Here is a 20,830-nt window from a genome sequence, read left to right as displayed (position 1 = left end):
GATACTCCTCCATCCGCCTCGCAGAAATTTCCGTCGGGCTTCCGGTCTTTCTGCGCATCCACGCCTCGTTTACCGCCTGCTTTTCGCGGGTGTCTTCACCCGAAGTACGGACCGGATTCGCCTGCCGCGGCGAATAGACCGGGAATCTTCCCCGGAAAGCCCTGTTCCAACGTTCTGCGTGAGGCAGATATCGCCAAGGACGCCTAACGTTAGATACAGGCGCGTTCTCGTGTGGGGGCCGGCCATGTCTGGCGCCCTTCTTGCCTTGGTTACGAGGGTTTTCGTGACCGTTCCGGTCTTTCAACGCAGTGGCAGGGGGTGAGCAGATGGGCAGGGCAATCAAAGAACGGGCGACCGTCATCTGCCGCCTGGAAGACAAGATCCTCTTCGTGCGCAAACCCAAGTCGAAGTGGACGTTGCCAGGCGGCCGGATCGAGGCGGATGAAGCGCCTGGGCAGGCGGCGTTCCGCGAACTGGTGGAGGAGACCGGGCTCGCGGTCGAGACCCTCGACTACATTGCGCCCCTGGAGCTGTACACGACCCTTCACTACGTTTTCGAAGCGCCGATGCCGGAATCCCAGCAGCCCACGCCGCTGAACGAGATCGCCGACTGCCGCTGGTTCTCAGTCGAAGACCTGGGCAAGCGCAGCATCAACAAGGCCATCCGACGCCTGCTCAAGACCTGCCAGCGCCCAGGCGCATAGGCTCACGCCATTCGGGAAGGCCCCTCGAACCCTGCTCCGTGTCGGTTTCCCGGGCTGAGGCCTGGGCCGTCGGGGTCTGTTGGCCTGGCGTCGGGCGCGCGAGGCCTGTGCAAAAAAAAGCCCCCACCAGGGCCGACGTCCTGGCGGGGGCGAGGGGTGTCCCTTGCGGGACCTCAGTGTGTTGCCTCTCAGCGCCGGCCTTTGCGGCAGGCCAGCGCTGCGTAGAGGGTGAGCAGCAGGATGAACCCGAGGCTCAGGCTCATGGCCCTATTCGCCGACCTGGCGCAGGCGGGTAGCCGGGACGTCGCCCAGGTTGTTGAGCATCCGCTCGCTGTACCAGTCGAGGAAGTTGATCACGCCGAACTCGTAGGTCTTGGAGTAGGGGCCCGGCTGGTAGGCGGTGGAGTTGATGCCGCGCTGGTTTTCCTCGGCGAGGCGGCGGTCCTGGTCGTTGGTCGCGTCCCAGACTTCGCGCAGGCGCGCCACGTCGTAGTCCACGCCTTCCACCGCGTCCTTGTGCACCAGCCACTTGGTGGTGACCACGGTTTCCTGGGCGCTGATGGGCCACACGGTGAAGACGATCATGTGATCGCCCATGCAGTGGTTCCAGGAATGCGGCAGGTGGAGGATGCGCATGGAGCCCAGGTCCGGGTTCTGGATGCGGCCCATGAGTTTCTTGCTGCCCTGCTTGCCGTCCATGGTCATGGACACGGTGCCCTGCAGCAGCGGCATGCGCACGATGCGGTTGCGCAGGCCGAAGCTGGCGTGGGCATAGGGGATTTTCTCGGCATCCCAGGCAGTGGTACAGGCCGCCACCTGGTCCTTGAACGCCTGGCTGGCGCGGGGGTCGGTGACGTCGTCCCACTCCAGCAGGGTGTTGAGCAGTTCGGGGTGCGAGCCGTTGCAGTGGTAGCACTCGCGGTTGTTCTCGAGCACCAGCTTCCAGTTGGCCTTCTCCCGCAGCGTGGTCTGCACCGCGACCTTGGTGTTCTCCATGTCGTAAGGCTCCATGTAATGGGCCAGGGTGGAGAGGAAGTCGTCGATGGCCGGCGGGTTCTCGGCCAGGGAGATGAAGATGTAGCCGCCGGCGGTCTTCACCTTCACCGGCTTGAGGCTGTAGTCCCTGAGGTCGAAGTCGGCACCCATCTCGGTGCCGGCGAACAGCAGGCGCCCGTCCAGTTCGTAGGTCCACTGGTGGTAGGGGCAGACCAGCTTGGCGACCTTGCCCTTTTCGCTGACGCACAGGCGCGAGCCACGGTGGCGGCAGACGTTGTGGAAGGCATGCACCTGCCCCTCGGCGCCGCGCAGCACGATGATCGGGTTGTCGCCGATCTGCAGGGTCAGGTAGTTGCCCTTGGCGGGGATCTCGCAGGTCATCCCGGCGATCAGCCACTCCTTGTGGAAGATCTCCTGCATGTCGATCTGGAACAGGCGCTCGTCGTTGTAGAAGGGTTGCGGCAGCGAGAAGCTGTGGTCGCGCTCGCGCAGCATCTCTGCGGTCGCCTTGCGCGCCGGTTCCAGCGGGTCGCCCAGACTCAGGGTGGAAGTGATATCCATCGTTGACTCCTCAATGGCGGGGCGCCCTGGGCGGCCGCCGCGAAATATGGCTTTCGGTCATGACGCAAGGCGGCTTCACCTCCCCTTCCGACGCTGCCGATAGCGCGCTGATAGAGGGGGGAATGTCGCTCGATTGCTTGTGTTCGGCTGGGGCTGAGTGTGGCGTCGGGGCCTGACCCGACCTTATCCATGGGCGACACGGCCACATCCGTTTCCGACTCCGCAGCCCTTGGTGCTGCTGGCAGGTCGCGATGAGCATGTGAATGTCGCAGCTAGGTAAGTGGGCGTTTTTTCGCTTACGCAGAATCCGCTTCATATGGGGCCGACGTCCGGCCGCGCGGAGATGCGTATGAGCAGCAACAGCTTCCTGAATCCGGTGACGACACAGACCTGGGCCAACGGCCGTCATCTGGTGCGCTGCGTAAAGGTCGTCCAGGAGACCTGGGACGTGCGCACCTTCTGCTTCATGGCCGACCAGCCCATGGTGTTCTTCTTCAAGCCGGGGCAGTTCGTGACCCTGGAGCTGGAGATCGACGGCCTGCCGATCATGCGCTCCTACACCATCTCCAGCTCGCCCTCGGTGCCCTACAGCTTCTCCATCACCATCAAGCGTGTGCCGGGCGGCAAGGTCTCCAACTGGCTGCACGACAACCTCAAGGAAGGCGACGTCATCCCGGTGCACGGCCCAGTGGGCCTGTTCAACGCCATCGACTTCCCCGCCGACAAGGTGCTCTACCTGTCCGGCGGCGTCGGCATCACCCCGGTGATGTCCATGGCACGCTGGTTCTTCGACACCAGTGCCAACGTCGACATGGTCTTCGTCCACAGCGCGCGCACGCCGAAGGACATCATCTACCACCGCGAGCTGCGCCACATGGCCTCGCGCATCAACAACTTCAAGCTGCACCTGGTCTGCGAGAAATACGACATCGGCGAAACCTGGTCCGGCTACCGCGGCTACCTCAGCCAGCCGATGCTGCAGCTGATCGCCCCCGACTTCATGGAGCGCGAGATCTTCTGCTGCGGCCCCACGCCCTACATGAGCGCGATCAAGCGACTGCTGGAAGCCAACGGCTTCGACATGCGGCGCTACCACGAAGAGGCCTTCGGCCCCACGCCGCCGGAAATCCGCGAGGAAGTGAAGGAGCTGGCGGCCGAAGCCGCGGACGCGCCGCCCGTACCCGCAGCCGATCTGCACCAGGTGGACTTCACCAGCACCGGCAAGAGCATTCGCGTGGCGCCCGGTGAAACCGTGCACGCGGCGGCGGCCAAGCTCGGGCTGCATATTCCCAAGGCCTGCGGCATGGGCATCTGCGGCACCTGCAAGGTGATGAAGACCGCCGGTGAGGTGGAGATGGAGCACAACGGCGGCATCACCGACGAAGACGTCGCCGAGGGCTACATCCTATCCTGCTGCAGCGTGCCCAAGGGCGACGTGGCCATCGACTACTGAGCAGAAAACGTACGATCCTCGCCAGGCCCCGCCCTGCGGGGCTCCTGGCGCTCGGTGAACAGCTTGTCCACAGGCTGGTACAGTGAATCTGTGGGTTGTTCAGCTGGATGAAGGCCCCGCCCGGCAAGGGCTGCAGCGACTCTTCGAGGTGCACGGCGTGCTGGTTACGGATTGATCTAACGCCTGTATCCACCGCAGTCCGTAGCCTGCAAGGAGTTATGCACAGGCTGGTCACAGCTCCTTGCACAGCAGCTGTGCACAAGGTTGCTCCCAACCCCCTGAAATCGTTCGATAAATAGGCTGAAGTACGCATGCCTTGCGGGCTGGCGCCTGTAGCGAACGCCGCACAGCTTGTCCACAGAGGCATCCACCTCAGCAGGGGAAAACCTGTTCTGCTCACTGCCTGCTGGGCACCGCTCGCAGAAACCCGGCTCCAGGCAACATGGGGCTTTCAGGGCTGATTAGAAAACGAGCGATGGTCTGCAGGTCACGTGGTTATTGGCCTGCAGCATTCTATCCACAGCTTGCGTACAGAGTGCCGCACAGAAACTGTGTGCCGAATTTACGTAACTGATTGAATTTGCTCACGAAGTGAGCGATTGCCCAGGGGCGCCGTACCGCCAGGGCCGTGGCGGTCGCTCTACAGCTTGTCCACAGGGTGATGCACCGGAATCGAGGATAAGCGCGCAGCGGGGGATATCTCCCCCGTGCTGTGCCTGGAGGTTCGCGCCGCCGGGGGAGGGGCGTCGGCCCGGAGATTCCGGGCCGGAGAGGATCAGGTATTGGCCATGGCCGCGCGGATATCGGCAGCGAGCTCGCGCACGCGCTCCTTCTCGGTGTCCCAGGAGCACATGAAGCGCGCGCCACCAGCACCGATGAAGGTGTAGAAGCGCCAGTTGCGGGCACGCAGGTAGTCCAGCGCCGGTTCCGACATCTGCAGGAACACGCCGTTGGCTTCCACCGGGAACATCAGGCTGACGCCCGGCACGTCCGCCACCAGCTCGGCCAGCAACTGGGCGCAGCTGTTGGCGTGGTTGGCGTAATGCAGCCAGGCGTCGTCCTGCAGCAGGCCTACCCAGGGGGCGGAGAGGAAGCGCATCTTCGAGGCCAGCTGGCCGGCCTGCTTGCAGCGGTAGTCGAAATCCTCGGCCAGTTCATGGTTGAAGAAGAGGATGGCCTCGCCCACCGCCATGCCGTTCTTGGTGCCGCCGAAGCACAGCACATCGACGCCGGCCTTCCAGGTCAGGTCCGCCGGGGAGCAGCCGAGGAAGGCGCAGGCATTGGAGAAGCGCGCGCCGTCCATGTGCAGGCGCAGGCCCAGTTCCTTGCACACGTCGCTGATGGCGCGAATCTCTTCCGGGCGGTAGAGAGTTCCTACTTCGGTGGCCTGGGTGAGGGTGACCACGCGCGGCTTGGGGTAGTGGATGTCCTGGCGCTTGAGGGCGATCTCGCGGACCGCCTCCGGGGTCATCTTGCCCTGCTCGGTGCGGGCCAGCAGCAGCTTGGACCCGTTGGAGAAGAACTCCGGCGCGCCGCACTCGTCGGTCTCGACGTGGGCGGTCTCGGAACAGATCACGCTGTGGTAGCTCTGGCACATCGAGGCCAGGGCCAGGGAGTTGGCGGCGGTGCCGTTGAAGGCGAAGAACACTTCGCAGTCGGTCTCGAACAGGCGGCGGAAATGGTCGGCGGCGCGGGCCGTCCACTGGTCGTCGCCGTAGGCGCGGTCGTGGCCGTGGTTGGCCTCGGCCATGGCGGCCCAGACTTCGGGGCAGATGCCCGAGTAGTTGTCGCTGGCGAATTGCTGGGTCTGGTCGGTCATCTCGGGTCCTTGGTCCGGTCGCCGCATGCCCCGGGCGGGGAGGGCGTATGGGAGCTAACTTTACGCCAGGATGGACGACGGAATATGGCTTCAGGCGACATCCTTTTTAGACCAGGCGCTGTTCCCGCTGCGGCCGTGCCCGCGCTGGGAGGAACTCACCGGGGCCTTTGCCGCTCACAACATAACCGTGCCTGCACGGGGACGGACCTTGCCATCAATGAGGAGTGACACCGATGCGCTATCCCTACCTGCTTGCTCTCGCCGCGCCGCTGTTGGTCAGCCTGTCGGCCAATGCCGCCGAATGGGCACCGGGCGAACGCGACCACTTCGTCAAGGAGTGCGCGGCGGGAGCCCAGGCCCAGGTCAGCCCGGACAAGCTGCAGAAGTACTGCGGTTGTGCGGCCGACAAGGTCAGTGCCGAGTTCAGCCAGGCCGAGCTGAACGAGCTGAAAGCCCAGAAGACGCCCCTGCCGAAAGCCACCCACGAGCGGCTGCTGAGCGTCACCAACCAGTGCCTCACCCAGCTGAACTGACCCGCCGGGCCCTCGGGGCCTGATCAGAAAAGAGCCAGGCGGCGCCATCCGGCGCCGTCCCTGGCTTCGCGCGTTCGCCGCACAGCTTATTCACAGGGTGGTCCACGGTCTTTGTGGGCGGTTTCACCCTGGGCGTAGCCCGGGCTTCAGCCCGGGAACGAGGTGGCGATCAGTTGAACACCGGGCGGAAGAAGCTGCGCTCGTAGCTGAGGATGCAACGGGTTTCCTCGGCGTAGCCGAAGGCCGCGATGCATTCGGCGTCGGCCATGGAGCGGATGCGGTAGTCCTCGTAGAGCGCCAGGCTGGGGAAGCTGAACATCGCCAGGGCGACATTGTTGGCGCCTTCGGAAGGCAGGAAGTAGCCGTGGTGGGTGCCGCCGAACTTCTCCACCAGGGGAATCCAGAGTTTTCCGTAGTGCTCGAATTCGGCCAGCTTGTACGGGTCGATGATGTAGCGCAGGTAGCAGGTGATCATGGAATCGCTCGTCCAGGCGCATGCGAAATGCTGCGGGGGCGTCGAAATTATCCACTGCCAGCGGGCCTGTCCAGGCATGTCGCTGTGGGCAATTCCGCCTCTGTCGGGCGGGTCGGTTCGCGTACAGCCGGCCAGGAGCCCCGCCCTTGCTGGCCTGGGTGTATCCACTCACAGCTTGTCCACAGATCGTTGCACAGCTTCTGTGCGTAACGATTTCGCTAACTGACTGATATCGCTCAAAAAACCGTCACTTACCTGCAGGGCCCGACGCACCTGGCCGCTAGCCGGGGGTGTACAGCTTATCCACAGCTTGGTCCACGGAAACTGTGGGTGATCGGCGTCCGTCGCACGGATGTTCGATTGCGACCCTTTGCATGTCGCAAACGCATTCTCCCGTGGCGTCCGTAGGCATCTGGCAAGGCAGGCCGAGTCATACCATCGCTGCAAACGGGGAAACCCCCGTACCCAACGACAGGCGCCAACCGATGGCGCGGCAGGAGATCAGCGATGTTCAGCAAGCACGACCAGATCCAGGGCTACGACGACGAACTCTTCAGTGCGATGCAGGAAGAAGAACAGCGCCAGGAAGACCACATCGAGCTGATCGCCTCCGAGAACTACACCAGCCAGCGGGTGATGGAAGCCCAGGGCAGCGGCCTGACCAACAAGTACGCCGAGGGCTACCCGGGCAAGCGCTACTACGGTGGCTGCGAATACGTCGACAAGGTCGAGCAACTGGCCATCGACCGCGCCAAGGAACTGTTCGGCGCCGACTACGCCAACGTCCAGCCGCACTCCGGTTCCTCCGCCAACTCCGCCGTCTACCTGGCCCTGCTCAATGCCGGCGACACCATCCTCGGCATGAGCCTGGCCCACGGCGGCCACCTGACCCACGGTGCCAAGGTGTCGTCCTCGGGCAAGCTGTACAACGCCGTGCAGTACGGCCTCGACACCCGCACCGGGCTGATCGACTACGACGAAGTCGAGCGCCTGGCCGTGGAGCACAAGCCGAAGATGATCGTCGCCGGCTTCTCCGCCTATTCGAAGACCCTCGACTTCCCGCGCTTCCGCGCCATCGCCGACAAGGTCGGTGCGCTGCTGTTCGTCGACATGGCCCACGTCGCCGGCCTGGTCGCTGCCGGTCTGTATCCCAGCCCGCTGCCCTATGCCGACGTGGTCACCACCACCACCCACAAGACCCTGCGCGGCCCGCGCGGGGGCCTGATCCTCGCCCGCAAGAACGAGGAGATCGAGAAGAAGCTCAACTCCGCCGTGTTCCCCGGCGCCCAGGGCGGCCCGCTGATGCACGTGATCGCCGGCAAGGCGGTGTGCTTCAAGGAAGCGCTGGAGCCTGGCTTCAAGACCTACCAGGCCCAGGTGATCAAGAACGCCCAGGCCATGGCCCAGGTGTTCATCGAGCGCGGCTTCGACGTGGTTTCCGGCGGCACCGACAACCACCTGTTCCTGCTGTCTCTGATCAAGCAGGGCCTGACCGGCAAGGACGCTGACGCCGCCCTGGGCCGCGCCGGCATCACCGTGAACAAGAACGCCGTGCCCAACGACCCGCAATCGCCCTTCGTCACCTCGGGCGTGCGCATCGGCACCCCGGCCATCACCACCCGTGGCTTCAAGGAGCCGCAGAGCATCGAGCTGGCCGGCTGGATCTGCGACATCCTCGACCACCTCGGTGATGCCGATGTCGAGGCCCAGGTGGCCAAACAGGTCGCGGCTCTCTGCGCCGACTTCCCCGTGTACCGCTGATCCAGGAGCACGCGCATGCAACGTTATTCCGGCTTCGGCCTGTTCAAGCACTCCCTCAGCCACCACGAGAACTGGCAGCGCATGTGGCGCAACCCCACGCCCAAGCCGGTCTACGACGTGATCGTGGTCGGCGGTGGCGGCCACGGGCTGGCCACGGCCTACTACCTGGCCAAGGAATTCGGCGTGAAGAACGTCGCCGTGGTGGAGAAGGGCTGGCTGGGTGGCGGCAACACCGCGCGCAACACCACCATCGTCCGCTCCAACTACCTGTGGGACGAGTCGGCGCACCTCTACGAGCATGCGATGAAGCTCTGGGAAAACCTCTCCCAGGACCTCAACTACAACGTCATGTACTCCGCCCGTGGCGTCTATAACCTGTGCCACACCCTGCAGGACCTGCGCGACTCCGAGCGCCGTGTGAGCGCCAACCGCCTCAACGGCATCGACGGCGAACTGCTTGACGCCAAGCAGGTGGCCGAGGAGATTCCCTACCTCGACTGCAGCAAGAACACCCGCTACCCGATCATGGGCTCCACCGTGCAGCGTCGCGGCGGCGTGGCCCGCCATGACGCCGTGGCCTGGGGTTATGCCCGCGCCGCCGACGCCCTGGGCGTCGACCTGCTGCAGAACACCGAGGTGATCGGCTTCCGCAAACAGGATGGCGTGGTGATCGGTGTCGAGACCAACCGCGGCTTCATCGGCGCCAAGCGCGTCGGCGTGGTCACCGCCGGCAACTCCGGGCACATGGCCAAGCTCGCCGGCTTCCGCCTGCCGCTGGAATCCCACCCGCTGCAGGCGCTGGTGTCCGAACCGATCAAGCCGGTCATCCACAGCGTGATCATGTCCAACGCCGTGCACGGCTACATCAGCCAGTCCGACAAGGGCGACCTGGTGATCGGTGCCGGCATCGACGGCTACAACGGCTACGGCCAGCGCGGCTCCTACCCGACCATCGAACACACCCTGCAGGCCATCGTCGAGATGTTCCCGGTGCTCTCCCGCGTGCGCATGAACCGCCAATGGGGCGGCATCGTCGACACCACCCCCGACGCCTGCCCGATCATCGCCAAGACGCCGGTGCAGAACCTGTTCTTCAACTGCGGCTGGGGCACCGGCGGCTTCAAGGCCACCCCCGGTTCCGGCCACGTATTCGCGGCGAGCCTGGCCAAGGGCGAGATGCACCCGCTGGCCAAGCCCTTCTCCATCGAACGTTTCCACAACGGCGCACTGATCGACGAGCACGGCGCCGCTGCCGTGGCTCACTAAGGAGACCCGCCATGCTGCACATCTTCTGCCCCCACTGTGGCGAGCTGCGCTCCGAAGAGGAATTCCACGCCAAGGGCCAGGCGCACATCCCGCGCCCGCTGGACCCCAACGCCTGCACCGACGAGGAGTGGGGCGACTACATCTTCTTCCGCGACAACCCGCGCGGCATCCACCACGAGCTGTGGGTGCACGCGGCCGGCTGCCGCAAGTACTTCAACGTCACCCGCCACACCGTGACCTACGAAATCCTCGAGACCTACAAGGTCGGTGAACGCCCCGCCGTCACCGAAGCCGGGCCCCAGGAGAAGAAAGCCGTGGACCAAGGAGTAACGGCATGAGCCAGCCCAACCGTCTTTCCAAGGGTGGCCGCATCGACCGCGCCCAGCCCCTGACCTTCACCTTCAACGGGCAGAGCTACCAGGGCTACGCCGGCGACAGCCTGGCCGCCGCGCTGCTGGCCAACGGCGTCGACATCGTCGGCCGCAGCTTCAAGTATTCCCGCCCCCGCGGCATCGTCGCCGCCGGTGCCGAAGAGCCCAACGCCATCCTGCAGATCGGCTCCAGCCCCGCCACCCAGGTGCCCAACGTGCGCGCCACCCAGCAGGCGCTCTACGCCGGGCTGGTGGCCGGCAGCACCAACGGCTGGCCGAGCGTCAACACCGACCTGATGGGCATCCTCGGCAAGGTCGGCGGGCAGATGATGCCGCCCGGGTTCTACTACAAGACCTTCATGTACCCGCAGAACCTCTGGCTGACCTACGAGAAGTACATCCGCAAAGCCGCCGGCCTCGGCCGTGCGCCGACCGAGAACGACCCGGACATCTACGACCACATGAACCAGCACTGCGACGTGCTGGTGGTGGGCGCCGGCCCCGCCGGCCTCGCCGCCGCCCTGGCCGCCGGCCGCAGTGGCGCGCGGGTGATCCTCGCCGATGAACAGGAAGAATTCGGCGGCAGCCTGCTGGATACCCGCGAGACCCTGGACGGCAAGCCCGCCGCCGAGTGGGTGGCCCAGGTCATCGCCGAGCTGGAAAAACTGCCGGACGTGACCCTGCTGCCCCGCGCCACGGTCAACGGCTACCACGACCACAACTTCCTCACCATCCACCAGCGCCTCACCGACCACCTCGGCGAGACCGCGCCCATGGGCCAGGCCCGCCATCGCGTGCACCGCGTCCGTGCCAAGCGCGTGGTGCTGGCCGCCGGCGCCCACGAGCGCCCGCTGGTGTACGCCAACAACGACGTGCCGGGCAACATGCTCGCCGGCGCCGTCTCCACCTATGTGCGCCGCTACGGCGTGGCGCCCGGCAAGGAGCTGGTGCTGTCCACCAACAACGACTACGCCTACCGCCTGGTACTGGACTGGCTCGACGCCGGACAGAAGGTGGTGGCCGTGGCCGACGCCCGCAGCAACCCGCGTGGCGCCTGGGTCGAGGAGGCCCGTGCTCGTGGCGTGCGCATCCTCACCGGCAGCGCCGTGGTCGAGGCCCGTGGCGGCAAGCGCGTCAGCGGTGCGCGCATCTGCGCCATCGACACCCGTGCGCACAAGGTCACCAGCCCCGGTGAAGTGGTGGACTGCGACCTGATCGCCACCTCCGGCGGCTACAGCCCGGTGGTGCACCTGGCTTCGCACCTGGGCGGCAAGCCCACCTGGCGTGAAGACATCCTGGCCTTCGTCCCGGGCGAGGGCGGCTTCCAGAAACGTATCTGCGCCGGCGCCGTCAATGGCGTGTTCGCCCTCGGCGACACCCTGGCCGACGGCTTCGAGGCCGGTGCCAAGGCTGCCGCCGAGGCGGGCTTCAAGGAAGTCACCGGCAGCCTGCCGAAGGCCGAGAAGCGCCACGAGGAAGCCACCCTGGCGCTGTTCCAGGTGCCCCACGACAAATCCACCGCCCGTGCGCCGAAGCAGTTCGTCGACCTGCAGAACGACGTCACCTCCGCCGGCATCGAACTGGCCACCCGCGAGGGCTTCGAGTCGGTCGAGCACGTCAAGCGCTACACCGCGCTGGGCTTCGGCACCGACCAGGGCAAGCTGGGCAACATCAACGGCCTGGCCATCGCCGCCCGTTCGCTGGGCATCAGCATCCCGGAAATGGGCACCACCATGTTCCGCCCGAACTACACCCCCGTGGCCTTCGGCGCCGTCGCCGGCCGCCACTGCGGGCACCTGTTCGAGCCCAAGCGCTACACCGCCATGCAGCGCTGGCACCTGGCCAATGGCGCCGAGTTCGAGGACGTCGGCCAGTGGAAGCGCCCCTGGTACTTCCCGAAGAACGGCGAGGACCTGCACGCCGCCGTGGCCCGTGAGTGCAAGGCCGTGCGTGACAGCGTGGGCATCCTCGATGCTTCCACCCTGGGCAAAATCGACATCCAGGGCCCGGATGCCCGCGAGTTCCTCAACCGCGTCTACACCAACGCCTGGACCAAGCTGGACGTGGGCAAGGCCCGCTACGGCCTGATGTGCAAGGAAGACGGCATGGTGATGGACGACGGCGTGACCGCCTGCCTCGCCGACAACCACTTCCTGATGACCACCACCACTGGCGGTGCCGCGCGCATCTTCGAGTGGCTGGAGATCTACCACCAGACCGAATGGCCGGAGCTCAAGGTGTACTTCACCTCGGTCACCGACCACTGGGCCACCATGACCCTGTCCGGCCCCAACAGCCGCAAGCTGCTGGCCGAGGTCACCGACATCGACCTGGACAAGGACGCCTTCCCCTTCATGAGCTGGAAGGAAGGCCTGGTCGGCGGTGTGCCGGCGCGGGTGTTCCGCATCTCCTTCACCGGCGAGCTGTCCTACGAGATCAACGTCCAGGCCGACTACGCCGCCGGCGTCTGGGAAAAGCTCATCGCCGCCGGCAAGCCATACAACCTGACCCCCTACGGCACCGAGACCATGCACGTGCTGCGGGCCGAGAAGGGTTTCATCATCGTCGGCCAGGACACCGACGGCTCGGTCACCCCGGACGACCTCGACATGGGCTGGGCCGTGGGCCGCAACAAGCCCTTCTCCTGGATCGGCTGGCGCGGCATGAACCGCGAGGACTGCGTGCGCGAAGACCGCAAGCAACTGGTGGGCCTCAAGCCCCTGGACCCGAACAAGGTGCTGCCGGAAGGCTCGCAGCTGGTGTTCGACCCGAAACAGTCGATCCCCATGACCATGGTCGGCCACGTCACCTCCAGCTACATGAGCGCGGCCATGGGCTATTCCTTCGCTCTCGCCGTGGTGCGGGGCGGCCTCAAGCGCATGGGCGAGAAGGTCTTCGCCCCGCTGGCGGACGGCAGCGTGATCGAGGCGGAGATCGTCAGCTCGGTGTTCTACGACCCGAAAGGGGAACGCCAGAATGTGTGAGCAACGGGCCAAGAGCATGGAATTCGACGGTGCCGGCGTGCACCAGGCAGGTGAGAAATGAGCGCAGTGAACGTGTACAAGCAGCGTCCGGATGAACTGGCCGGCGAATCGCCGCTGTTCCACGCCGGGCTCGACGAGCTGGCCGGCAAGGGCGCCCTGGGCAAGTCCGGCGCCGCCGGCGTGACCCTGCGCGAGAAGCAGTTGCTGGGCCACCTGGTGCTGCGTGGCGATGCCCGCGACCCGGCCTTCGCCGGCGGCGTGCACAAGGCCCTGGGCCTGGAGCTGCCGGTGGCGCTGACCCTGGTGGCCAGCGGCGAGACTTCGCTGCAGTGGCTGTCGCCGGACGAGTGGCTGCTGATCCTGCCCCGTGGCGAGGAGTTCGCCGCCGAGCAGCGCCTGCGCGCCGCCCTGGAAGGGCTGCACCACGCGGTGATCAACGTCAGCGGCGGGCAGACCCTGCTGGAGCTGAGCGGGCCCAAGGTGCGCGAGATGCTGATGAAGTCCACGCCCTATGACCTGCACCCGAGCAACTTCCCGGTGGGCAAGGCGGTGGGCACCACCTTCGCCAAGTCGCAACTGGTGATCCGCCACACCGGCGAGGACACCTGGGAACTGCTGATCCGCCGCAGCTTCTCCGACTACTTCTGGCTCTGGCTGCAGGACGCCAGCGCCGAGTACGGGCTGGCGATCAAGGCTTGAGAGGTAGGGTGGACGACGCTCTTTTCGTCCACCGCAGGACAGCCAGGGTGGGTGAAGCGTCATCCACCTTGCGCCTGCATCCGTAGGTTGGTGCCGAGCGCAGCGAGGCCCAACGTGGCCCGTACCAACCTGCCGCCGTACCCGAGGAGATCGACATGAGCCGCACCCCCGATACCTGGATCCTCACCGCCCATTGCCCCAGCGTGCTGGGCACCGTGGACGCGGTGACGCGCTTCCTCTACGAGCAGCGCTGCTACGTCACCGAGCACCACTCCTTCGACGACCGGCTCTCCGCGCGCTTCTTCATCCGCATCGAATTCCGCCAGCCCGACGGCTTCGAGGAGCAGGCCTTCCGTGCCGCCCTGGCCGAGCGCGTGGCGCCCTTCGACATGCAGATCGAGCTGACCCCGCCCAGCTACCGTGCCAAGGTGGTGCTGATGGTCAGCAAGGCCGATCACTGCCTCAACGACCTGCTCTACCGCCAGCGCATCGGCCAGCTGGCCATGGACGTGGTCGCGGTGGTCTCCAACCACCCGGACCTGGAACCCCTGGCCCGCTGGCACGGGATTCCCTACCACCACCTCCCCCTCGACCCCAACGACAAGCCCGCCCAGGAGCGGCGCGTGCTGCAGGTGATTGAGGAGACCGGCGCCGAATTGGTGGTCCTCGCCCGCTACATGCAGGTGCTGTCCCCCGAACTGTGCCGACGCCTGGACGGCTGGGCGATCAACATCCACCACTCGCTGCTGCCCGGCTTCAAGGGCGCCAAGCCCTACCACCAGGCGTACCAGAAGGGCGTCAAGCTGGTGGGGGCCACCGCCCACTACATCAACAACGACCTCGACGAGGGGCCGATCATCGCCCAGGGCGTGGAGCCGGTGGACCACGCCCACTACCCCGAGGACCTGATCGCCAAGGGCCGCGACATCGAGTGCCTGACCCTGGCCAAGGCCGTGGGCCTGCACATCGAGCGCCGGGTGTTCCTCAACGCCAACCGCACAGTGGTGCTCTGACCTGAACAGACGTAGCCCGGGCTCCAGCCCGGGAGCGTGCCAGACCCCGGACTGAAGTCCGGCTACAGCTTTCGGCAGCCGCCCTGCCAGCTCCACCCGGCGGCTCCGGCAACAGACACAAGCTCCAGTACAAGGCCGCGTGGCCCAGGCCGCGCCTTTGTATCCACAACAACAAAGGAGATTCATGCATGTCTGGTAATCGTGGTGTCGTCTATCTCGGCGCAGGCAAGGTCGAGGTGCAGAAGATCGACTATCCCAAGATGCAGGACCCGCGCGGTCGCAAGATCGAGCACGGGGTCATCCTGCGCGTGGTATCCACCAACATCTGCGGCTCGGACCAGCACATGGTGCGCGGCCGTACCACCGCCCAGGTCGGCCTTGTGCTCGGCCACGAGATCACCGGCGAGGTGATCGAGAAGGGCAGCGACGTCGAGAACCTGAAGATCGGCGACCTGGTTTCCGTGCCCTTCAACGTCGCCTGCGGTCGCTGCCGCTCCTGCAAGGAACAGCACACCGGCGTCTGCCTCACCGTCAACCCGGCCCGTGCCGGCGGCGCTTACGGCTATGTCGACATGGGTGACTGGACCGGTGGCCAGGCCGAGTACGTGCTGGTGCCCTACGCCGACTTCAACCTGCTGAAACTGCCGGACCGCGACAAGGCCATGGAGAAGATCCGCGACCTGACCTGCCTCTCCGACATCCTGCCCACCGGCTACCACGGCGCGGTCACCGCTGGCGTCGGCCCGGGCTCCACCGTCTACATCGCCGGTGCCGGTCCCGTCGGCCTCGCCGCTGCCGCCTCCGCGCGCTTGCTGGGCGCCGCGGTGGTGATAGTCGGCGACGTCAACCCGGTGCGCCTGGCCCATGCCAAGGCCCAGGGCTTCGAGATCGCCGACCTGTCCAAGGACACCCCGCTGCACGAGCAGATCGCCGCCCTGCTGGGCGAGCCGGAAGTGGACTGCGCCGTCGACGCCGTGGGCTTCGAAGCGCGCGGCCACGGCCATGCCGGTGCCCAGCACGAAGCGCCGGCCACGGTGCTCAACTCGCTGATGGGCGTGGTGCGGGTCGCCGGCAAGATCGGCATCCCCGGCCTCTACGTCACCGAAGACCCGGGCGCGGTGGACGCGGCCGCCAAGATCGGCAGCCTGAGCATCCGTTTCGGCCTCGGCTGGGCCAAGTCCCACAGCTTCCACACTGGCCAGACCCCGGTGATGAAATACAACCGCCAGCTCATGCAGGCCATCATGTGGGACCGCATCAACATCGCCGAAGTGGTCGGTGTGCAGGTGATCGGCCTGGATGAAGCGCCCCGTGGCTACGGCGAGTTCGACGCCGGCGTGCCGAAGAAATTCGTCATTGACCCGCACAAGCTGTTCAGCGCCGCCTGACCCACCCGCAAACCCCCGGTACCGCGTCTGCTACGTTGCGGTACCTGTTTCGAGGAGCCCTTGGGCTCCTCTTTTTTATGGGGGAAGGCGGGGAACCCGGCCTCGCACCTGAAGGCCGGACGTAGGATGGGTAGAGCGAAGCGAAACCCATCACCTCGGAGCGATGGGTTTCGCGGGGCTCTACCCATCCTACGGACTGCTCCGTAGCCCGGGCACCCTAGCTAACGCACCAGGTGCAGGAACTGCAGGTGCCGTTCGTACTGGTCGAGCATGTCGTTGATGATCTGCTCGCGGCTGTAGCCCACCAGGTCGTAGTCCTGGCTGCCTTCGGCCAGGTGCACCTCGGCGCGGTAGTAGCGGCGGTTGCGCAGGTTGCGCGCGTCCAGCCCGGCGACGGCGAAGGAGGGCGTGAAGTAGCCGCGCATCACCACCCGGTAGAGGAAGGGCGTTTCCTCGCCGTGGCCGACCTCCAGGCTGAGGCTGGCGTTGGCCGGGTCCAGCTCGGTCTCCACTCGCAGCGACTTCTCGCGGAACTGCTCCGCCACCGCCTCCATGGCCGGGCGCACCTCCTGCTCCATGAAGCGGTACACCTCGTCCCGCGAGGGGAAGTGCACGGCCTGGCTGAGGCGCTGGCGCCAGCCGCCCTTGCGTGGCCGCTGGTCCAGTGGCGCCAGGGAATGCAGGCGCGCGCGCTGGCGCTGGGACTCCAGGTAGAAGGCCTTGTGCAGGCCCCACATCATCAGCAGCAGGATCAGCGAGAAGGGCAGGGAGGTGAGCACCACCGCCGACTTCAGCGCGTCGATGCTGCCGGCGAACAGCAGCCCGCTGGTGATCAGCGCGGTCATCGCGCCCCAGAACACCCGCAGCCACTTGGGCCCGTCCTCGCCTTCCTCGCCGCCGCGTGCGGAGAGGGTCGAGAGCACCACGGTGCCGGAGTCGGCAGAGGTGACGAAGAACACGAAGCTGACGAACACCGTCACGGCGATCACCGTGCGGCTCCAGGGGTAGGTTTCCAGCAGGCGGTAGATGACCATCGACGGGTCTTCGATGGCGCCGACCGCCAGTTCGGTCATGCCGTGGTTGAGCACCAGCTCCAGGGCGCTGTTGCCGAAGATCGACATCCACGCCAGGGTGAAGCCGAGGGGGATGAACAGCACGCCGAAAACGAATTCGCGGATGGTGCGCCCGCGCGAGATGCGCGCGATGAACAGGCCGACGAAGGGCGCCCAGGCGATCCACCAGGCCCAGTAGAACACCGTCCAGTCGCCCAGCCAGCCGGAGGGGCTGTTCCACGCGTAGAGGTCGAAACTCTTGGCCGGCACGGCGCTGAGGTAGTCGCCGACGTTCTGCACCAGCATGTTCAGCAGGTGCTGGGTGGGCCCGGCGAAGAGCACGAACAGCAACAGCGAACAGGCCAGCAGCATGTTGACGTCGGACATCACCCGCACGCCCTTTTCCACGCCGCTCACCGCCACCAGCACCGCCGCGCCCATCATCAGGGCGATCAGCAGCACCTGCACCCACTGGTTGTGGGGGATGCCGAACAGGTAGTCGAGGCCGGCGTTCAGGTGCAGCACGCCGAAGCCCATGTCCGCGCCCAGGCCGAACACCGTGGCGATGATGCCGAAGGCGTCCACCGTGTAGCCGATGGGGCCGTTGATGCGCTTGCCGATCAGCGGGTAGAGCGCCGAGCGCAGGGCCAGCGGCAGGTTGTGGCGGTAGGCGAAATAGGCCAGGGCCATGGCCACCAGGGCGAACACGCCCCAGCCGTGCAGGCCCCAGTGGAGGAACAGCAGCTGCATCGCCTGGCGCGCCGCCTCGGGCCCGCCGGCTTCGCCCTGGGGCGGCTGCAGCAGGTGGGTCAGCGGCTCGGAGACGCAGAAGAAGAACAGGGTGATGCTGATGCCGGCGGCGAACAGCATGCCGGCCCAGGACAGGTAGCTGAATTCCGGCTCGTCGTGGTCGGCGCCGAGCTTGATCTTGCCGTAGCCGGACAGCGCGGTGACCACCACGAACACCAGGTACAGGGTCATGGCCAGCAGGTAGTACCAGCCCACGCTGTTGGCGGCCCAGGCCTGGGCCTGCAGCAACCAGGCGCCGGCCTGCTCGGTGAAGATCGCAACCACCAGGCCGAAGATCAGGACGAAGCCCGCCGATCCCAGCAGGACGGGCGTGTTCATGCGCAGCGGCAGGCTACCGGGGGGATTGGGCACGCTCATGATCGGGCGGCCTCTTGGCGGAAGGGGGAGGGGGTCGACAAGAAATACTCCTTTGACGCAGGTTCAGGCACGCGCCTGATGAGAAACGGAAGAGGGCGTCGAGGTTCCTTTTAAATTGATCGAGCGTTCAATATAAACACGGCAAGCGTCTTTTCGGCCAATTCCCACACCCTGCCGCGCAGGGCTTCGCCGCCCCCCTGAGCCAGAGCTCAAGGGGGCTGCGCCGTTTCGTCGGAAAATGCTGAGGGAGGGCGCGGGTGGCGGGCTCAGCCCTGCAGTTCACCGCGCAGCTGTTCGATGCGCGCGTCCTTCTCGGCCCAGAGGCGGGTCACCCAGTCCTGGATGTGCTGGCGGAATTGCGGGTCGTTCTCATAGTCGCCCTGCCACAGCGAGGGGTCGATGTCGCGGGTCTGGATGTCGACGATCACCTTGGGCACCTGGCCGGACACCAGCGCCCAGAAGCCGGGCACCTGCTTGCCGGGGTAGATCAGGGTGACGTCGAGCATGGCGTCGAGCTGTTCGCCCAGGGCGGCGAGCACGAAGGCCACGCCGCCGGCCTTGGGCTTGAGCAGGTGGCGGTAGGGCGAGCCCTGCTGCGCCTGCTTGGCCGGGGTGAAGCGCGTGCCTTCGAGGTAGTTCACCACCGTCACCGGCAAGCGCTTGAACTTCTCGCAGGCGGCCTTGGTGATCTCCAGGTCCTTGCCCTTCATCTCCGGGTGCTTGTCGAGGAAGGCCTTGGAGTAGCGCTTCATGAAGGGGTAATCCAGCGCCCAGAAGGCCAGGCCGATGAAGGGCACCCAGATCAGCTCCTTCTTGAGGAAGAACTTGAAGTAGGGCGTCTTGCGGTTGAAGGCCTGCACCAGGGCGGGGATGTCCACCCAGGACTGGTGATTGGACACCACCAGGTAGGAGGTATCGCTGCGCAGGCCGTCGCCGCCGCGGATGTCCCAGACGGTGGGGGTGAGCAGGGCGAAGATGCGCTTGTCGTTCTCGGCCCAGGCTTCGGCGATCCACATCACCGTGCGGGAGCAGGCGTCCTTGAGGGCCTGCCCGGGCAGGATCAGTTTCAGCAGCGCGATCAGCAGCATGGGGCCGATCAGCACCAGGGTGTTGATCAGGATGAGCAGGATGGTGGTGATACCGGTCAGCAGCGCCCGCATAGGTCCTTGGCTCCTTGGCCTGTGGGTGGCGTTGCCATGATACGCAGTGGGCTTCGCTTGCCAAGACGTGACGGGGTGCGAAAGTCCATCGCGGGTAGCTGTCCTGGCAGCTGGCCATCAGGCATGATGGAGCTGCATTCGCGTATGTCCATCGAGTAGTTATCGTGCTCAAGAAGATCGCCGTGTCCGACCTGCGCCTGGGCATGTACGTCCAGGAATTATGCGGTTCATGGATGGACCACCCCTTCTGGAAGAGCAGCTTCCTGCTGAAATCCGAAAAGGACCTCGCCCGCATCCTCGACAGTGCCGTCACCGAGGTGTGGATAGACGTGTCCAAAGGCCTGGACATCGATTCGGGCTCCGCCAATGGCGGCAGCACCGCCGAGCAGGTGCAGCAGGAAGCCGAAGCGCGCCTGCTGGAGGCCGCCAAGGCGCCGCCGGTGGTGGTCAGCCCGGCGAGCATGGAGGAAGAACTGTCCCGCGCGGTGCAGCTCTGTGCCCGCTCCCGCGAGGCGGTGATGGAGATGTTCAGCGACGCCCGCCTCGGCCACGCCATCGAGCTGGGCCACGCCGCCGAGCTGGTGGAATCCATCACCAACTCGGTACTGCGCCACCCCAATGCGTTGATCAGCCTGGCGCGGCTCAAGCGTTCCGACGAATACACCTACATGCACTCGGTGGCCGTCTGCGCGCTGATGATCGCCCTGGCGCGCCAACTGCAGCTCAGCGAAGCCCTGGTGCGCGAGGCGGGCCTGGCCGGCCTGCTCCACGACATCGGCAAGATGGCCGTGCCGCTGGAGTTGCTGAACAAGCCCGGCGCCCTCACCGACGCCGAGTTCGCCACGGTGCGCCACCATCCGGAGGCCGGCGCGCGCATGCTTATCGACAGCCGTCAGGTCAGCGCATTGGTGCTGGACGTGTGCCTGCACCACCACGAGAAATTCGACGGCAGCGGCTACCCGCACCGCCTCGGCGGCGAGCAGATCAGCCTGCTGGCGCGTATGGGCGCGGTGTGCGACGTGTACGACGCCATCACCTCCGACCGCCCCTACAAGAAGGGCTGGGCGCCGGCCGAGGCCCTGCACAAGATGGCCGAGTGGACCAAGGGGCACTTCGATCCCCAGGTGTTCCAGGCCTTCGTCAAGACCGTGGGCATCTACCCCACTGGCTCCCTGGTGCGCCTGGAAAGCGGCCGCCTCGGCGTGGTGATCGACCAGAACGCCCGCTCGTTGCTGCTGCCGCGGGTCAAGGTGTTCTTCTCGGCCCGCTCGAAGGTGCCGATTCCCCAAGAGGTGATCGACCTCGCCGCCCTCGACGGCCGCGATCGCATCATCGGCCGCGAGTCCCCCGAGGACTGGGGCTTCCGCAACCTCGACGCTCTCTGGGGCGGCGAACGCCTGCCACCCGCCAAGGCGAAGTGACGCGAAC

The 20,830-nt window shown here is 66.0% G+C and carries 16 protein-coding genes; 11 read left to right on the top strand and 5 right to left on the bottom strand.

Annotation, left to right across the window (positions count from 1 at the left end):
- Positions 1-326 precede the first annotated feature (326 nt).
- Complete coding sequence (locus RTW82_RS00940; protein WP_265170321.1) at positions 327-704, top strand: NUDIX hydrolase; 378 nt, start codon at positions 327-329, stop codon at positions 702-704.
- Between the two features lie 267 nt (positions 705-971).
- Here the strand turns inward: RTW82_RS00940 and gbcA are convergent, their stop codons facing one another.
- The gene (gene gbcA / locus RTW82_RS00935) at positions 972-2,261 is read right to left on the bottom strand and encodes a glycine-betaine demethylase subunit GbcA (RefSeq protein WP_316924000.1); all 1,290 of its coding nucleotides are present in this window, start codon (positions 2,259-2,261) and stop codon (positions 972-974) included.
- 349 nt (positions 2,262-2,610) lie between these two features.
- On the opposite strand from gbcA, the gene gbcB reads away from it, so the two are divergent.
- The gene (gene gbcB / locus RTW82_RS00930; protein WP_043240720.1) at positions 2,611-3,714 is read left to right on the top strand and encodes a glycine-betaine demethylase subunit GbcB; all 1,104 of its coding nucleotides are present in this window, start codon (positions 2,611-2,613) and stop codon (positions 3,712-3,714) included.
- Between the two features lie 775 nt (positions 3,715-4,489).
- Here the strand turns inward: gbcB and RTW82_RS00925 are convergent.
- Positions 4,490-5,533, bottom strand: coding sequence for a low specificity L-threonine aldolase (locus RTW82_RS00925; protein ID WP_021218147.1), 1,044 nt, complete (start codon positions 5,531-5,533; stop codon positions 4,490-4,492).
- Positions 5,534-5,766: 233 nt separating this feature from the next.
- On the opposite strand from RTW82_RS00925, the gene RTW82_RS00920 reads away from it, so the two are divergent.
- Positions 5,767-6,066, top strand: a complete 300-nt coding sequence (locus tag RTW82_RS00920) for a hypothetical protein (RefSeq protein ID WP_271659740.1) — start codon at positions 5,767-5,769, stop codon at positions 6,064-6,066.
- Positions 6,067-6,235: 169 nt separating this feature from the next.
- Here RTW82_RS00920 and RTW82_RS00915 read toward each other — a convergent pair whose 3' ends face one another.
- A complete protein-coding gene (locus RTW82_RS00915; protein ID WP_316923999.1) occupies positions 6,236-6,541 on the bottom strand; it encodes an NIPSNAP family protein in 306 nt (101 codons plus the stop codon).
- Between the two features lie 507 nt (positions 6,542-7,048).
- Between RTW82_RS00915 and glyA the strand changes: the two genes are divergently transcribed.
- The 7 genes from glyA (at position 7,049) to fdhA (ending at position 16,023) form a co-directional block, all read left to right on the top strand.
- Positions 7,049-8,302 carry a serine hydroxymethyltransferase gene (gene glyA, locus RTW82_RS00910; protein ID WP_184488473.1) on the top strand — a complete coding sequence of 418 codons (1,254 nt, stop codon included), beginning with the start codon at positions 7,049-7,051 and terminating at the stop codon, positions 8,300-8,302.
- Positions 8,303-8,317: 15 nt separating this feature from the next.
- On the top strand, positions 8,318-9,568 hold the full coding sequence (locus tag RTW82_RS00905; protein ID WP_184488474.1) for a sarcosine oxidase subunit beta family protein: 1,251 nt from the start codon (positions 8,318-8,320) through the stop codon (positions 9,566-9,568).
- A gap of 11 nt (positions 9,569-9,579) precedes the next feature.
- Complete coding sequence (locus tag RTW82_RS00900) at positions 9,580-9,906, top strand: sarcosine oxidase subunit delta (RefSeq protein ID WP_021217044.1); 327 nt, start codon at positions 9,580-9,582, stop codon at positions 9,904-9,906.
- The gene (locus tag RTW82_RS00895) at positions 9,903-12,923 is read left to right on the top strand and encodes a sarcosine oxidase subunit alpha (RefSeq protein WP_316923998.1); all 3,021 of its coding nucleotides are present in this window, start codon (positions 9,903-9,905) and stop codon (positions 12,921-12,923) included. Before RTW82_RS00900 ends, RTW82_RS00895 begins: the two co-directional genes overlap by 4 nt.
- 57 nt (positions 12,924-12,980) lie before the next feature.
- Entirely contained in the window at positions 12,981-13,622 is a 642-nt protein-coding gene (locus tag RTW82_RS00890) for a sarcosine oxidase subunit gamma (protein WP_021217046.1), read from the top strand.
- Positions 13,623-13,777: 155 nt separating this feature from the next.
- Positions 13,778-14,635 carry a formyltetrahydrofolate deformylase gene (gene purU / locus RTW82_RS00885; protein ID WP_316923997.1) on the top strand — a complete coding sequence of 286 codons (858 nt, stop codon included), beginning with the start codon at positions 13,778-13,780 and terminating at the stop codon, positions 14,633-14,635.
- Between the two features lie 188 nt (positions 14,636-14,823).
- Positions 14,824-16,023, top strand: a complete 1,200-nt coding sequence (fdhA, locus tag RTW82_RS00880; RefSeq protein WP_021217048.1) for a formaldehyde dehydrogenase, glutathione-independent — start codon at positions 14,824-14,826, stop codon at positions 16,021-16,023.
- Positions 16,024-16,244: 221 nt separating this feature from the next.
- On the opposite strand, the gene betT is transcribed toward fdhA, so the two are convergent.
- Both betT and RTW82_RS00870 read right to left on the bottom strand, forming a co-directional pair.
- A complete protein-coding gene (betT, locus tag RTW82_RS00875) occupies positions 16,245-18,203 on the bottom strand; it encodes a choline transporter BetT (protein ID WP_184488572.1) in 1,959 nt (652 codons plus the stop codon).
- 305 nt (positions 18,204-18,508) lie between these two features.
- The gene (locus RTW82_RS00870) at positions 18,509-19,402 is read right to left on the bottom strand and encodes an acyltransferase (protein WP_316923996.1); all 894 of its coding nucleotides are present in this window, start codon (positions 19,400-19,402) and stop codon (positions 18,509-18,511) included.
- Between the two features lie 164 nt (positions 19,403-19,566).
- On the opposite strand from RTW82_RS00870, the gene RTW82_RS00865 reads away from it, so the two are divergent.
- A complete protein-coding gene (locus RTW82_RS00865; protein ID WP_316923995.1) occupies positions 19,567-20,823 on the top strand; it encodes an HD-GYP domain-containing protein in 1,257 nt (418 codons plus the stop codon).
- Positions 20,824-20,830 lie beyond the last annotated feature (7 nt).

It is taken from the genome of Pseudomonas sp. zfem005 (genome assembly GCF_032621735.1).
Classification (GTDB): domain Bacteria; phylum Pseudomonadota; class Gammaproteobacteria; order Pseudomonadales; family Pseudomonadaceae; genus Metapseudomonas; species Metapseudomonas solani.
The sequence above is the reverse complement of the archived record's forward strand: the minus strand, read 5'-3'. Positions and strand labels throughout refer to the sequence as shown.

Excerpts from the sequence above, each read along its gene's own strand:
- RTW82_RS00940 (WP_265170321.1), top strand. The coding sequence starts at position 327 with ATGGGCAGGGCAATCAAAGAACGGGCGACCGTCATCTGCCGCCTGGAA.
- gbcA (WP_316924000.1), bottom strand. The coding sequence starts at position 2,261 with ATGGATATCACTTCCACCCTGAGTCTGGGCGACCCGCTGGAACCGGCG.
- gbcB (WP_043240720.1), top strand. The coding sequence starts at position 2,611 with ATGAGCAGCAACAGCTTCCTGAATCCGGTGACGACACAGACCTGGGCC.
- RTW82_RS00925 (WP_021218147.1), bottom strand. The coding sequence starts at position 5,533 with ATGACCGACCAGACCCAGCAATTCGCCAGCGACAACTACTCGGGCATC.
- RTW82_RS00920 (WP_271659740.1), top strand. The coding sequence starts at position 5,767 with ATGCGCTATCCCTACCTGCTTGCTCTCGCCGCGCCGCTGTTGGTCAGC.
- RTW82_RS00915 (WP_316923999.1), bottom strand. The coding sequence starts at position 6,541 with ATGATCACCTGCTACCTGCGCTACATCATCGACCCGTACAAGCTGGCC.
- glyA (WP_184488473.1), top strand. The coding sequence starts at position 7,049 with ATGTTCAGCAAGCACGACCAGATCCAGGGCTACGACGACGAACTCTTC.
- RTW82_RS00905 (WP_184488474.1), top strand. The coding sequence starts at position 8,318 with ATGCAACGTTATTCCGGCTTCGGCCTGTTCAAGCACTCCCTCAGCCAC.
- RTW82_RS00900 (WP_021217044.1), top strand. The coding sequence starts at position 9,580 with ATGCTGCACATCTTCTGCCCCCACTGTGGCGAGCTGCGCTCCGAAGAG.
- RTW82_RS00895 (WP_316923998.1), top strand. The coding sequence starts at position 9,903 with ATGAGCCAGCCCAACCGTCTTTCCAAGGGTGGCCGCATCGACCGCGCC.
- RTW82_RS00890 (WP_021217046.1), top strand. The coding sequence starts at position 12,981 with ATGAGCGCAGTGAACGTGTACAAGCAGCGTCCGGATGAACTGGCCGGC.
- purU (WP_316923997.1), top strand. The coding sequence starts at position 13,778 with ATGAGCCGCACCCCCGATACCTGGATCCTCACCGCCCATTGCCCCAGC.
- fdhA (WP_021217048.1), top strand. The coding sequence starts at position 14,824 with ATGTCTGGTAATCGTGGTGTCGTCTATCTCGGCGCAGGCAAGGTCGAG.
- betT (WP_184488572.1), bottom strand. The coding sequence starts at position 18,203 with ATGAACACGCCCGTCCTGCTGGGATCGGCGGGCTTCGTCCTGATCTTC.
- RTW82_RS00870 (WP_316923996.1), bottom strand. The coding sequence starts at position 19,402 with ATGCGGGCGCTGCTGACCGGTATCACCACCATCCTGCTCATCCTGATC.